General features: G+C 50.5%; 11 protein-coding genes. 6 read left to right on the top strand and 5 right to left on the bottom strand.

Annotation, left to right across the window (positions count from 1 at the left end; genetic code table 11):
* Positions 1–317: 317 nt before the first annotated feature.
* The 5 genes from VIS48_01585 to dnaG form a co-directional block, all read right to left on the bottom strand.
* Positions 318–1,208: a DMT family transporter gene (locus VIS48_01585; protein ID HEY9164831.1), complete on the bottom strand. Its 891-nt coding sequence runs from the start codon at positions 1,206–1,208 to the stop codon at positions 318–320.
* Positions 1,205–2,617 carry a polysaccharide deacetylase family protein gene (locus VIS48_01580; protein HEY9164830.1) on the bottom strand — a complete coding sequence of 471 codons (1,413 nt, stop codon included), beginning with the start codon at positions 2,615–2,617 and terminating at the stop codon, positions 1,205–1,207. Before VIS48_01580 ends, VIS48_01585 begins: the two co-directional genes overlap by 4 nt.
* Positions 2,614–3,780: an NAD(P)/FAD-dependent oxidoreductase gene (locus VIS48_01575; protein HEY9164829.1), complete on the bottom strand. Its 1,167-nt coding sequence runs from the start codon at positions 3,778–3,780 to the stop codon at positions 2,614–2,616. The genes VIS48_01580 and VIS48_01575 overlap by 4 nt, the downstream gene beginning before the upstream one ends.
* The gene (locus VIS48_01570; protein ID HEY9164828.1) at positions 3,777–3,977 is read right to left on the bottom strand and encodes a 4Fe-4S binding protein; all 201 of its coding nucleotides are present in this window, start codon (positions 3,975–3,977) and stop codon (positions 3,777–3,779) included. The genes VIS48_01575 and VIS48_01570 overlap by 4 nt, the downstream gene beginning before the upstream one ends.
* A gap of 202 nt (positions 3,978–4,179) precedes the next feature.
* On the bottom strand, positions 4,180–6,033 hold the full coding sequence (gene dnaG, locus VIS48_01565) for a DNA primase (GenBank protein ID HEY9164827.1): 1,854 nt from the start codon (positions 6,031–6,033) through the stop codon (positions 4,180–4,182).
* Positions 6,034–6,230: 197 nt separating this feature from the next.
* On the opposite strand from dnaG, the gene VIS48_01560 reads away from it, so the two are divergent.
* The 6 genes from VIS48_01560 to VIS48_01535 all read left to right on the top strand — a co-directional run bounded on the left by VIS48_01560 (position 6,231) and on the right by VIS48_01535 (position 13,584).
* Positions 6,231–6,926 (top strand): DUF2064 domain-containing protein, encoded by a 696-nt coding sequence (locus VIS48_01560; GenBank protein HEY9164826.1) that lies wholly within the window; start codon positions 6,231–6,233, stop codon positions 6,924–6,926.
* Positions 6,926–7,522, top strand: a complete 597-nt coding sequence (nadD, locus tag VIS48_01555) for a nicotinate-nucleotide adenylyltransferase (protein ID HEY9164825.1) — start codon at positions 6,926–6,928, stop codon at positions 7,520–7,522. The genes VIS48_01560 and nadD overlap by 1 nt, the downstream gene beginning before the upstream one ends.
* A gap of 202 nt (positions 7,523–7,724) precedes the next feature.
* Positions 7,725–9,242, top strand: a complete 1,518-nt coding sequence (locus VIS48_01550; GenBank protein HEY9164824.1) for a tetratricopeptide repeat protein — start codon at positions 7,725–7,727, stop codon at positions 9,240–9,242.
* A gap of 251 nt (positions 9,243–9,493) precedes the next feature.
* Positions 9,494–9,808 carry a DUF3467 domain-containing protein gene (locus VIS48_01545; GenBank protein ID HEY9164823.1) on the top strand — a complete coding sequence of 105 codons (315 nt, stop codon included), beginning with the start codon at positions 9,494–9,496 and terminating at the stop codon, positions 9,806–9,808.
* A gap of 210 nt (positions 9,809–10,018) precedes the next feature.
* Complete coding sequence (locus VIS48_01540; protein ID HEY9164822.1) at positions 10,019–12,115, top strand: hypothetical protein; 2,097 nt, start codon at positions 10,019–10,021, stop codon at positions 12,113–12,115.
* Positions 12,116–12,123: 8 nt separating this feature from the next.
* Positions 12,124–13,584 (top strand): DUF5723 family protein, encoded by a 1,461-nt coding sequence (locus tag VIS48_01535; GenBank protein HEY9164821.1) that lies wholly within the window; start codon positions 12,124–12,126, stop codon positions 13,582–13,584.
* The last annotated feature ends 12 nt before the right edge of the window (positions 13,585–13,596 follow it).

Genomic DNA, 13,596 nt, shown 5'->3' with positions numbered 1-13,596 from the left:
TTGTCTTGACATCCCGACGAAGGTCGGGACAGGCTCCAGAGAGTACCAAAGTCCGCCAAAGCGGATCCGTCCTCCGGCGGAAAAAAGTCAAGCGTTCACTACACGAAACGTTTCGTGAAGTGTAGCTTACGGAAAAAATGGTTGACAACTCAACTCGTTGAGCTGGAAATTCCCACGAAGAAGAAACGAATAAACTAGGCGCCTGACGGCGCCGTCGGACAGTATTCGTTTCTTAAACCCACTCTGGAAATTTCCTAATCGCCATTTTTTCCTGAGGCCGTATGTGAGTTTCTTCTATCATGAATCAAACTGAGCCATTACCCGCTTGTAGACTCGCGTCGGTGACCGGCTTCGATTTGGGTAATCAACACTCCGCCGATCGTTACAACCGCTCCAACGACGAAGATGAGGCTGATACTCTGGCCGAGGAAGAAATAAGCGAGTATGGCAGTCATTATCGGCTGGCCATTTGTAAATACGGCAACTTTAGTTGCTTCGATCTTGCTGAGAGCGTAGTACCAGAGAACGTAGCCGACGATCGAGGTGAAGATGGCGAGGTAGAGCACTTCCATCCACTGGCCGAAGTTGAGTCGACCAAAATCGTACCCTATCGAGCTCCAAATACCGAACGGCGCAAACATCAGCGAGCCAATAAGCGCCACGTAAATCGTCGTCGTCATCGCGCCGTATCTCACAACCAGTCTCCGTCCCAGGGAAGTGTACAATGCCCAGGCGACAACGGCGATGAACAAAAGAATGTCCCCTTTCACCTGGGATATCCCGACGTGCAATCCGTTCTCGAGGACGATTATCAAGACACCCAGAAATGCCAGGGCAGACCCGATGGCTTTCGTGCCGGTAATCCTTTCTCTGAGATAGAAACCTGATATCAGAAGAACGAGAACGGGAGTGAGCGCGTACAAAAGAGCAGCGTCTTTCGCGGTTGCGAACTTTATCCCGTACAGAAAAATGAACTGGTTAATCGGAACTGAGAGGAAACCTATAATGAGGAGAAGCTTCAGATCCTTCCCGCGGAATCTGAAGTGCGTTCCCCTGTACAGTGTGTATCCGATGTAAATCGCTCCGGAAAGAACCGTGCGAAGGAAAGCGAGGATTGCCGGGGGGATCGTCTGGGTCGCATCATTTGCGACGATATGTGTGCCGCTCGAAAATAAAATCTGAAAAACCAGGACGGCGTACGGATTCACCTGAAGTTTTCTGCGATCTCCGCAACCGTTCCGATTTTCATCCCTCGTCCTTTTATTTCGTTGATGAGGCTTGAATAGATTCCCCCATAGCCGGGAAAGTCTATCGGATCGAGAAGTGAATTGTGAAAAAGCACCGCAGCGGCCCCGTGAGCCTCTTTGACTTCACGGATAAGTCCCGTCATAATCTCGAATGTCTCGTAAGTGGAATGCGTTCTGTCTTCCGCGAGAGTCCCGTCCATGAAGACGAGCGGGATCTCTTCAACTGCAGATATTCCGTCGAGCCTGAAATTAAACAGGGGAAAAGGAAACGCGACGCTGTTCCTGAACCCGACCTTCCTCGAGAACCCGAGTGTAGAATCGTATTTCATTGCCGCCTGCTCCCACACGTCGATCGTTGTACCCGCGGCGAACTTCAAATAATGCTGCCGGACAGAACTGACTGCCGTCCCGGAAGTCTCTTCGAGCAAATACTTTTCAGTGATGAGTCTCCCCGCGTCAATGTAAGTCTTCATGCTGGGGTGAATGCCGATTTCGAAACCGTTATCTCTGAGCGACTTCAAAAATGATTTCATGGTAGAAGATCGAATGCTGTAGCCGACATCTTCTTTGCCTGACTTGCCTGACTTAATGAAAAATGTCGACCTTACATCGCGAGCAAGTTCGGTCTCCCTGAGGAATGAGAGCCCGGCCTTCGCCGGGTTGCGGCCTATCAGCGCCGCGAGCGGATTGAGAAGCTTCTTCGTGCGTTCGTGCTGTGTCAATCCTGTATAATTTAAGATCGAATGTCCGAGTATGTCGCGTCTGATGATTTTCGGATTGAGTGAGCTTGTATAATCGATATCGTGCGTCAGGGCGACTGCCGATTGCGCTCCCGAGTAATCCTTCTGCTCGATCCTGATGTTGAAGAATTTCTCCAGCGCATTTTTCAGGAGGAGCGAATAGTAGTTCACTACCGGAAAGTTCAGGATGTTCAACCTGTCCTGGATCGAATCCATCGCCCTCAACCTGTCGTATTCATCCCGTTCCGTACTAATAAGATCCTGGTAATTAGATGCCAGCATGAATGTGGCAGCGACAACGTCGAAGCTGAATATGTCTTCCCCCTCTTCGCGTCCCTTTGAAAAGAACCGAGGTATTCTTTTTCCAGAGAAATCGATCCATTCCACATCCTCGATTGAGGGAAGTCTGGAATTCGAAACGCATGTCTGGAAATCTGGAGATGATGAAAGAAAGAATATCTTCTTGGATTTTTCCGGACGCGTTTCGCCATAGAAGATGTTCAGTGAACCATCGACCAGGGAATTGGTAAATCGGACATCCAGACGCAGCGGCTTGAGTAGAATTGTTAGACCGTACTTGGCTTTCTGCCTCAAACCCGACTGAACATCGGTCACTATATTAACGTTCATGAAAAGAAGAGCTTCATCACGTCAATGATGAGGGAAGGATGCTTTACAACTGCTTGCTTGAATAAGTTGCCTAAAGTCTGATCCTTGTCAGGTCGTTTGGAAATTTCGTGCGCTATCGAATCGAGGTCGTCGTCCTTGAACTTGTAAATCACCTTCTTAATCTGATAATACCTGTGGTGCCGCGCGCCGAGAGAATCCTCCCATTCCTTCTCGTAGCGTCGGAGAAGGTACATGTCTCCCGACTTCACTATTTCCGAAGCGACTTCTCCCGCGATCTTTCCGCCTATCATCCCGCTGATTATTCCTCCGCCCGAAACCGGGTTCACCTGGTGCGCAGCGTCTCCCACGAGCATGAGTCCGGGCATTGTCATTCTCTCGAGCGTCTCGGCGCACGGTACTCCGCCGGCAAGGGTTGTGAGAACTGAAGCGTTCGGAAAATTATCCCTCATAAATTCATCGAGGAATTTCAAAGCGTGCTTTTTCTTGCTCATATCCGCCGCCACACCGAGACCGATATTCGCGGTCTTGTTTCCCTTGGGAAAAACCCAGAGATACCCGCCGGGTGCGTACTTCTCACCGAAATAGAAGTAACACGTGTCTTCCTCGACATCGACATTAGCGGCGGTAACCTGTGCGGCGGATTCCATGTCATGCATCGAGACCGTCGTATCGATTCCCGCCCACCTTCCGACGCGGGATTCGACGCCGTCCGCGCCGATAACGATCTTTCCTTTGATCGTCAGTCGCTCGCCGTGGTACTGTACGGTAATTCCGTTCACCGTTCCGTCGTTCATGGTTAGACCGTCGACGTATGCTTTTGTCACGACTTCCGCGCCTTGATCGGCGGCCATGCGCGCGAGCTCGTAGTCAAAGACTTTCCTGTCGAGAACGTATCCTACCCCTTCGATGTTCGGCTTAACTACGGTCCCGTCCGGTGCTATGAGTTTGAAGTTTCGGATTTCGGCAGCGATGAATTTCTTGTCGGGCTGAAGGAATCGCACGAGCCCTTCGTGGTCGACCGCCTCGCCACAGCGTACCGGCACCCCGACTTCTCTGTCTTTTTCGAGGAGGAGGACGTCTGCACCGCCCATCGCTGCATGCTGGGCGGCCGTCGAGCCGGCTGGGCCCGCTCCTACTACGATCACATCGTATGAAGCCTTCATGCGGTGGTCTTCGTCCTGATTTTATCCAACTTGAATTCAAACACTTCAAAAGGACAGGCCCATTCGCATTTCCTGCAGTTCGTACAGATCTCATGGACGATCGAGAGCCTGCTTTCAGTCATGTCAATGCAGTTTTCAGGACAGACTCCGACACAACAGCCGCACAAATCGCATTTATCTTCATGTATCTCTATCATTCTTAGCTATTCCTCTACGTCGGACATTGCATTCCGCTCGAACTGTGCTCTTGTGCTATCAATGAGTGTGAAGCGACATAAAAAAACAATATAAGCCGCCGTGGCGAACGTAAACAGTCCGACATGCAGCTTGCGGATCGGCAATCTGTGAAAAAGCATCAATTGGCATGAAGTGAGAGTGAACCGAATTCTATACCCCCGATCAAGAATGCCTGAGGTCGTCGAAATATTGTGCTAGTAGTTCCTTTTCCCTGTAAGCATTAGAAAGCCTTCGCTTACGATCAACGAGCTCCTGGTATTTTGAGTCAAGATCGTCCGTACCCTCATTCTTTCTCTCAGCATCAGAGATTCTCGAAGTGAGTATTTTCAGTTCTTCTTCTATTTGTTCAAGCTCGAATGAAATCAATAGCTGTGAGATCCATTTTAGATAATCAGGCGTTTCGCTTTCAGGTCTGATTTCTTCCCACCAGACTTTGCTCCGTTGCGGCGCGGAGAAGGCTAGCTCGGCGAATGCCTTGCGGACCTCTTCTGAAGAGAGCCGGTCATAAACTCCGGATGTGTCGCCTCCTGAGCTTCTCGATTCCAGAATCCGTGAAATTATTTCCTTGCTGATCGGGTTCAGTATCAGCAGCTTCTCCACCCGATTTGCGATTATATCGAAAAGCGGCGCGTCGACGTTAATCAAAAGACTGATGAGATCACGGTCGGGCGTCGACATTCTCTCGGCCGCGGACTTCTCGACTGATGGTGGCGCCGGCACGTGAGGGTGAGGCTGGGATTTCTTCTTCAACTCCTGGTAGATCGATTCTTCCCGCAATCCGAATTTTACAGCGAGGTCCCGCACATAAAGGTTCACCCTAATCGCGTCGTTTACTTTCGAGAGAGATTCCACAATCGACAGGATTATCGCGAGCTGGTCACGCGTGCCGCCTTTCCTGCGGGTAAGGAGAGAAGCCTTGAACTCGACTATATTGGTCGCATCGCGGATCATTGCCATGAAGGCTTCACTTCCTTGTGCAAGGACGTAAGTGTCGGGGTCTTCTCCTGCGGGCAGCTCAACAATGTATACGTTCATTCCCTCTTCGAGCAGGATGTCCGATCCGCGGAGCGTCGCGTCCTGACCCGCAGTATCGGCATCGTAAACAAGGTAGACATTCCTGGTGTACCTGGCGATGTACCGGATCTGTTCTATTGTGAGTGCTGTGCCGCTCGACGCCACCACATTCGTGATTCCTGACTGGTGGAGCGCGATCAGGTCCGCGTAACCTTCCACGAGGATTGCGGCGTCCTTCTCGATGATGGAGTCCTTAGCCTGGTAGATTCCAAAAAGTGTTTTTCCTTTTACGTACGAAGCAGTCTCGGGAGAGTTGATATACTTGGCCTTCTCTTCCTCCTTCAAAGCTCTTCCGCCGAAGGCGATGACCCGTCCGCTCGGGTTCTGAACAGGGAACATCACTCGCGCGCGAAACCTGTCGTAATATCCTGAACCGTCCTGCCGTCTAAGAATCAATCCCGAATTCTCCGCGGATTTTTCTGCGATCCCTTTTTTCTTGAGATAATTCAGCAGACCGTCCCATCTTTCCGGGGCGTAACCAAGCATGAACCTGTCTATTGTCGCGTCTGTGAACTGTCTCTTGTTCCGCAGATAGGAGAGGGCGGGCGCCCCTTCGTCAGATCGCAGCATGTCCCTGTAATATCTAGCTGCCGCGTCGTTGACTTCGAGAACTTCGTCCACTTCATTTTGTCTTCCCTCCGAATAGGACGGGAGCTGGATATTCGCGCGCGCGGCGAGTTGCCGGAGCGCCTCTCCGAATGAAATCTTCTCGTACTGCGTCACGAATGTGAACACGTTTCCACCGACACCGCATCCGAAACAATGATACAGACCCTTCTCACGGTTCACGGTGAACGAAGGCGTCTTCTCGGTGTGGAACGGGCAGAGACCGAGATAATTCTTCCCTCTCTTCTGAAGTCGGACGTATTGAGAAATTACATCCACGATATCTGTTGCCTGTCTTACTGTTTCGACGACGCTGTCTGAATTAAAGCGTGCCATCATGCGGCTCAGTTGACTTTTCGATCCAGGTCATAAAATTAAAGATGAAATTTCTCTCCTTCTCGGTGTGCATGAAAACTTAATCAAGACCGCAATGATTTTCAATCTCGACGTCGGTGTCGGTTGAGTGTTACGGCGTCACATTGAATCTTCAATTTTCTTGAATATTACAGTTTGCGGTTATAACTTTTCACAGCATGATAGAGAAATCACTTCTCGTCGTTTCGCGTACTCCGCTTCCGAAGGAAGTGAAGACGAGCCTCGTTCCGCCGCTCACGCATGAAGAAGCGGCGGAGTTCCACGCGTCCCTTCTTTTCGACATTGTGGAAAGGGCAGCGCTCCATCTTCACGCTCAGCCTTATGTTTATTTCGAGCCGGCGGACGCCAGATCGGACTTCGAGCACGTGTTCAGGCATGCGAGTTTCGAATACAAGCTGAAGGCGGCGGTCGGATCTAAGATGTCCGACAAAATCGCAAACGCTGTGGATAACGTCTTTTCCGACGGGACAAAGAAGCTCATCTTCCTGGATGTGGACGCCGCCACACTCGGGCTCCAGGTGCTGCGAAATGCCTACGAGCTCCTCAGTCTCGAGGACGATGTATTAATTCTCGGCCCCGACGCCGCAGACCAGCTGTGCCTCATCGGGATGAAGAAGCCGCATGCGCAGGTGTTCGACGCCTTTAACGCGAAGAATCCGTTTGAGGTGGCTATGAAGATCGCCTCGCCCATTTCAGCAATGCTCTTCACTTTGGGAAAACTCCAAACGATCCGCGATCTGAGCGGACTGAGAAGATTATACAATTCGTTCACGAGAAACGGCCACACAATAGAAAATGCACGCCGCACCACTGATTTCCTCCTCGGTATTAAGGAAAAGTACGGCGAGATTTAATGAAGGCAGAGTCCTCCCGAAAGGTAGGCATTTTCGGAGGAACGTTTAACCCTCCTCACATCGCGCATCTCCTGGCTGCTGAAAGCGTGCGCGACCATCTCCGACTCGACACCGTTCTGTTCGTGCCCGCTGCAATCCCTCCGCACAAGACGAATGAGCTGATCGTTTCTCCCGAACATCGACTCAAGATGGTGCGTCTTGCGATTGGTGAAAATCCGTTCTTCGAAGTTTCTGATATTGAGCTTCGTAGATCCGGACCTTCATATACGATAGACACCCTGCACGAGCTTAAGAGAAATTATCCCGACGATTCTTTTTTTCTGATCCTCGGGATCGATCTCCTGATCGATTTCTTTTCATGGAAAAATCCCACCGCGATCCTGGACGGGTGCACTGTGGTCGCCATGAACCGTCCGGGATTCGATCTCGCAATGGTTGATAAGGACCTTCTTGGCAGAGTAGTGCTGGTCAATGTACCCGGTGTGGATGTGTCTTCCACGAGCATCAGACGAAGAGTGAAATCGGGGCGCTCAATCAAGTATCTCGTCCCGCCAGAAGTTGAATCCTACATCATCTCTAACTCGATTTATGTTTAGATGGATGAAGTGGCGGCTCCGGTCGCATTGCCTCGTCATGCTCAACTCGGTTCAGCGTGTGGTCGCAGACGTGGGAGCGAGGTTGGAGCGACAATCGCGATTAAAGATGAGATGTTAGCCGTGATGGATTGGATTTACAGGCGTCAGATTCTATATTATGTGTGAAAATGATTTCCTGAAACCCCCAAATGGAGACTTTGTTATGAAAAGTATACTGGCGTCGTTTCTCGCCCTGATTGCGGTCAGTTTTGCATTCGTAGGATTTCAGTGCTCTTCTGCGGAATTGACAAGCGCGAAGCTTTATATGCAGCGGAAAGAATATGACAAAGCCGAGGAGCAGCTTCTAAAAGACGTCACGAACAACCCGCAGGACGGAGAGTCGTGGTATTATCTTGGATATGTTCGAGGCGAGTTAAAGAAGTGGGCCGATATGATGGACGCGTTTGATCATGCGTTGAAGATATCGGACGCTCACAAGAACGACATAACCCTTGCAAAGGAACATTACTGGATCGAATCCTATAACGAGGGGACAAAGAGTCTGCAGAACGCAAGAAGCGACTCGACTGCGTATCAAAAAGCGGTGTCCTCATTCAACACTGCAATCCTCATCGAACCCGACAGCACCATGAGCTACCAGGGTCTCGCGTACACTTATCTCAACATGGGTATTCCCGACAGTGCGCTGGCGCCCTTCATGAAACTATGGACGACGAATCAAAATGAGGAAGCAGCCAAGTATATCGGTGAGATTTATTTCGAAGATGGTCAAAAACTCAAGCAGGATTTTGAAAACGACAACGGCGACAAGTTAACGAACATCAAGAACGTCAACTCGATCTACGAAGGTCAGAGTGTGGTCGAAGTGACAAGTGCGATCGGCCAACCGGACGAAAAGAAAGTAAACGAGGCGTCGAAATCTAAAGGGAAGAAGATCGCTCAGCGGAATGGACCCACCGAGACGTGGACCTACAAGACTTACGGTTTGACACTCACGTTCGAGAATGATCGATTGAGAACAAAACAGGTCGATTTTGTGTACAATCCGGGAGTTGATTCCACGAAGTATATGCAGGCGCTGGTAGAATACAAGAAGGCGCTCGACATAATCGTACCTGCGACGAAACTTTATCCGGAAGATCAGAGTCTCACCACGGTCATGACGAATTGCTATATCGCCGCGAACCAGACTGCCGAGGCAACAGAAACCTTCCGCGAAGCAGCTGAGAAGAATCCACAGAATCCGGATTTCCAGTATAACTATGGCGTCATCCTGTTGAAAGGCCTGAAATATGAGCCGGCCATTGCGCAGTTCAAGAAAGCGATCGACGCCTCAGTGGCAACACTCGATCAGCTTTCCCAGGAGTTATCTACTGCTGAATCGTCGAACGACTCAGAGAAAACAAAGGAACTGATTGCGGACACCACGCGTACGAAGACAACACAATGGAATGCGATGTACAACCTGGGTGCCTCGTACGTGAATTGGGGAGTCGAGATGCAGCATTCAGCACCTCAAAACAGTGATCCGGATTCCCTTCGCAAGGTGGTAAGCGCGAAATTCCAGGACGGTCTTCCGTACCTCGAGAAATATTCCACTTACAAGTCGGATGATCCTAATCTTTGGGAACTCATGGCAAAGGTGTATGCTTTTACGAACAACGAGAAGAAGGCCGAGGATGCCATCCAAAGAGCCGATGAATTGAGGCAGATCCACTGAGATCGGGAAGCCAGCTTTCCTTGCCGCCACGAAGATTAGTCGATACCTCGTGGCGGTTTTTGTTTCATGCGAGCTCTGCCCGGTGCGGGCCGCTTGTGAGACTGACTGGCAGTTGTAAGAGTCGACGAAGTAGGCTATTCTATTAAGAGACTGCGTGAGCGGACATCCGGACGATCCAATAGTGGTAAAGGATTAGAGCGGCATCGTGACCGTGGTTAGTTGGAAACATGTTGAAAACCTAGGAGCGCATAATGGCTGAAGAAAAGAATTTGCCGCAACAAATTAATATCGAGCTCGGTGACAAGGAGGCGGAGGGAATCTACTCGAATCTTGCCATCATCTCGCACTCTCCGGCCGAGTTCGTGATCGATTTCACGAGACTATTGCCGGGAGTCCCGAAAGCAAAAGTCTTCGCACGAATAATCATGACTCCACAGCACGCCAAGATGCTGCTCGGTGCGCTTCGCGAAAACGTGGAGAAATACGAACGGAATTTCGGAGATATAAAGGTTTTTGCGGGACCAGGGCCGCAGGCTCCGTTCGGTTTTCAATCGCCTGGCGCATAGACGTCGACTCGCACATTCAATCTGCAGGGAGAGTAAACCGCTGCAAGCGTACCCATTGAGAGTTTCCATCACGCCGGCGTTTTTATTTCACGAGTTTCCGCGTCTCTGGTTGTGACTTGACGCAATTTCAGAGAGTTACCTTTGTCCTATCTTGGTCAAGAGCGATCCCCACATTATTTGAGTTGTTGCAAAAATAAGGAGTTCGATTTTATGCTTAAAAAAGGTCTAGCAGTATTTACGGCCTTGGCATCTCTTCTGACATATTGGGGCTGTTCGAAGTTCCAGCCCGGAAAATTCGTGATGCCGACCTGGGACACACAGTTTTCCGCGCCGATATTTAACCGCACATACACGCTCGGAGAAATCCTTCATAAAGACTCAGCGACTGTATCTAATGGAGACACTACTTTCATTTACACAACGGCTCCCACGAATACCTTTGCGGTCTTTAGAAACCAGACTTTGACCGGCGTTCCGATAGGAGGGGGTCTGCAGATTGCTGCGATCCCGACCAGAAGCGCAGGCTCAAGTCCATTAAAGTTCACCATAAACGCTCCGGACGCCGTGGGGTATTCGATTCCTAACGGCACGCCGAAAGGAACGACCGTGCCTTCAGTGCCTGCTATTCCGCAACAGACATTCAATCAGGGACCCGCAACTCCATTCAAGAACTTTACAAGGATCGCCATTCACGACGGCCAGTTGAAGATCACAATCCACAACGGCTATCCGGCAACAGTCGTGTTTAGTAATGGCCAGATAAACCTGCTCGACGCATCGAACTCTCCGTTTTTGATTCCTGTGAATTCGATACCGCCTAACCAGACATTTGACACGACGATGAGTATAGCGGGGAGAGTGCTCACAAGTAATCCGGTCGTTTCCTTCAACTACTCCTCACCCGGATCGCCGAATCAGGCCACATTTCAGTCGGATACATTGCTTGGAATGTATTTGAGATTCAGCGCGCTGGAAGTCGATTCCGCAACCGCTGTGGTTCCTCCCCAGCCGCCGTTTACAATAAACAACACTCTTGGGCTTGTCGACCAGAACAAAATCAAGTCTGCGGACATTGATAGCGGATTTATTAGCTTTACGTTCACAAACGGTTTTCCTGTCCCGGAGGATCTGACCGTTACGCTCTCAAGTGCTGTGAACCAATCTAACCCGACCGACACGCTCAAGCTACACATCCCAATTCAACCCTTTGAGTTTAATCACCAGTCCTCGGTCTCGCTGCAAGGTTATCGGCTCCAAATGGCCGACGCGTTCGGCAATCCGACGGACTCAATTCGCTTTTCGGTCACTGCGGTGAGCAACGGATCTGAGAGCCTTCCTGATTCATTCGTGAACATTTCGACTTCGCAGACAATCCAATCTTCATTTTCCGTATCGATGCTCCAACTCGCCTCACTCACCGGGGAGGTACACGTAAAAGATCCTATCGTGGTCGCGAACGATACACAACGGGTCGACTTCGGAGATTTCAAGACGAAGTTTAATGGCGCAATAACTTTTCTTGGCGATTCAACAAGACTCAATCTCAATATTTCAAGTGTCGGTGTGCCATATTTAGTGCATCTCACTCTCAAACCGACTTCCAGTGCCAGCGGCCTGCCTCCTCAGGATTCTGTTGTCGTGAACCAGGTAATCCAGCCAGGGCAGAACACTATTGCAATTGGACAGGAATTTGCGCAGACACTTAATGCCTTCGCGATCAGGACAAATACGCTCCCGGATGAATTCATTGTTAACGGGTATGCCGTGGTAAATCCTGGTCCGCCGTATTCCATCGGCACGGTGAGAAAAGAAGACAAGGTTACCGGCACGAACACCATATCGATGCCCATATACCTCGGTATCCTCGGAGCGTCTTATATCGACACGACTAAGACCACCGTCTTTGATTCGGCGACAAGTGCGCGGATGGGTGAGGTGGACAGCGGACGAATTGTTTTCGAAATCAACAACGCACTTCCGCTTCAGCTGTCGCTTGTCCCGCAGCTCATCGATACACTGACTGGAGCGATCACGCCTCTCGACAGCGTCGTAGCTCCCGCTCCAACGAGTTTCAATAGTGACGGCACGGTTGCGGCTCCGACATTTAGACGAAACCAGATTACAATGACCGGTACACAGGCCAAGCAATTCGCGCGATGTTATATGATGTTCAAGTTCAGTATGCAAAGTCCGCTCGGCTCACCGCCGGGCTCGCAGCCCGTTCCGTTCACTAGCGTGAATTTCGTTGGCTTGAAGGTGTTTGGAAACCTTGTGTTCAGGGTTGATAAATCTCTGGTAGGGAAGTGAGGCGCGCCATGAAAAAAATAATTGCAATTGCAGCCCTCGCGTTCTTCCCGCTCTTCACGGCTTATTCACAGCAGTACTCGAGCGCCCGATTGATCTCTCTGGGCGGACTTGCCACTGCGGTTTCAACCGATGTCGATGCGATCGGCACAAATCCCGCTAACTTACTGTCTCTCTCTCGCGGGACAGTGGTGGTGGAATTCGTGCCGTTTAACATCGCTGCCGGATCGGATTTTCTAAACGTAGATCTTTACAACAACTATTTTACAGGCACTGGTCAGACAGACAGTTCCGGGAATAAAATCGGGAGATTCCTCACTGAAGCGGACAAGCAAAGCATCCTGAACGCCTTTCCGAACGGAGTCGGGCAGGTTAGGACCGACGTAAATGTACGGATTCTCGGTGTATCTGTCAGAACTACAAACATCGGAATAGGCTTCGCTGTGGATGAGAAAGTTGGTGCTAAGATCGGTCTGCCTAATTCGCTTTTGTTCCCGCTTGATGGAAACCCACCTGGATCAACGATATCTCTAAACGATCTCGCTACAGAGACCTGGTGGTACCGTTCTTACAACGTCGATTACGCCATGAGACTTCCGGATCTTCTCATTGTTCCGAAAGAGATAGTGAGAAACTTCGTGGCAGGTATCGGGCTGAAGTACGTGACCGGGTTCAGTTACACTTCGATGCAGAGCGCGAACAGCTCTCTTCACACGGACTCATCGGATTACGCATTCACGGTGAATCTTGGTATGGATGGAACTCGAGCCGGGCTCCTGAGCAACGTCATCTCAAAGGGAGCAAAGAGCACGGCAGGAGATACGACGGTGAACTTCAATCCACTTGCCCCCGCTGGTACTGGGTTCGGATTTGATCTTGGAATGACGGCAACCGTCTATGGATTCGTGAACGTAGGCATAAGTCTAACCGACATTGGCTGGCTTACGTGGAACAAGAACGTTGTGCGGACGACCGGGGATACCTCCATCACGTTCTCGGGTTTCAGTCCGGCGAATGCAACCATTGACGGATCTACGAGCAATCTCGACAGTCTGAAGGGCGCGTTTAACGATTACTTCAAGAACCGGGACGTCGCCGCCGGAAGCTACACAACTTCTCTGCCGACTAAATTGAACATCGGTGCGTCAGTCGCATTAGACGAGCTCTTCCCGGTGATTCCCGGCCAGCTCCTCGTGGCCATAGACTATCATCAGGGTTTCAATAATTATTACAATAACTCGACGACCCCTGAACTTGTCCTGGGCACAGAGTGGAAGCCTATCGGGTTATTCCCGCTGCGGACTGGTATCGGGCTTGGTGGCGCCTACGGCTTCAGATGGTCCCTGGGATTCGGGATCAACCTTCCTTTCTGGGACATTGATCTGGGAGTCGGAACATTCAACACTATTGCCGCGCCCAACTCTGCCAAGTACGTTTCTATTTCACTGAGTATTCTGAAGTTCAGATTCTAAAATTGAGGTTAT

The organism is Candidatus Kryptoniota bacterium (genome assembly GCA_036567965.1).
Taxonomy (GTDB): Bacteria; Bacteroidota; Ignavibacteria; order Kryptoniales; family JAKASW01; genus JAKASW01.
The sequence above is the reverse complement of the archived record's forward strand: the minus strand, read 5'-3'. Positions and strand labels throughout refer to the sequence as shown.

Bases quoted from the DNA above. Each gene is read 5' to 3' on its own strand.
- VIS48_01580 (HEY9164830.1), bottom strand. From the start codon at position 2,617: ATGAACGTTAATATAGTGACCGATGTTCAGTCGGGTTTGAGGCAGAAA.
- VIS48_01575 (HEY9164829.1), bottom strand. From the start codon at position 3,780: ATGAAGGCTTCATACGATGTGATCGTAGTAGGAGCGGGCCCAGCCGGC.
- VIS48_01570 (HEY9164828.1), bottom strand. From the start codon at position 3,977: ATGATAGAGATACATGAAGATAAATGCGATTTGTGCGGCTGTTGTGTC.
- dnaG (HEY9164827.1), bottom strand. From the start codon at position 6,033: ATGGCACGCTTTAATTCAGACAGCGTCGTCGAAACAGTAAGACAGGCA.
- VIS48_01560 (HEY9164826.1), top strand. From the start codon at position 6,231: ATGATAGAGAAATCACTTCTCGTCGTTTCGCGTACTCCGCTTCCGAAG.
- nadD (HEY9164825.1), top strand. From the start codon at position 6,926: ATGAAGGCAGAGTCCTCCCGAAAGGTAGGCATTTTCGGAGGAACGTTT.
- VIS48_01550 (HEY9164824.1), top strand. From the start codon at position 7,725: ATGAAAAGTATACTGGCGTCGTTTCTCGCCCTGATTGCGGTCAGTTTT.
- VIS48_01545 (HEY9164823.1), top strand. From the start codon at position 9,494: ATGGCTGAAGAAAAGAATTTGCCGCAACAAATTAATATCGAGCTCGGT.
- VIS48_01540 (HEY9164822.1), top strand. From the start codon at position 10,019: ATGCTTAAAAAAGGTCTAGCAGTATTTACGGCCTTGGCATCTCTTCTG.
- VIS48_01535 (HEY9164821.1), top strand. From the start codon at position 12,124: ATGAAAAAAATAATTGCAATTGCAGCCCTCGCGTTCTTCCCGCTCTTC.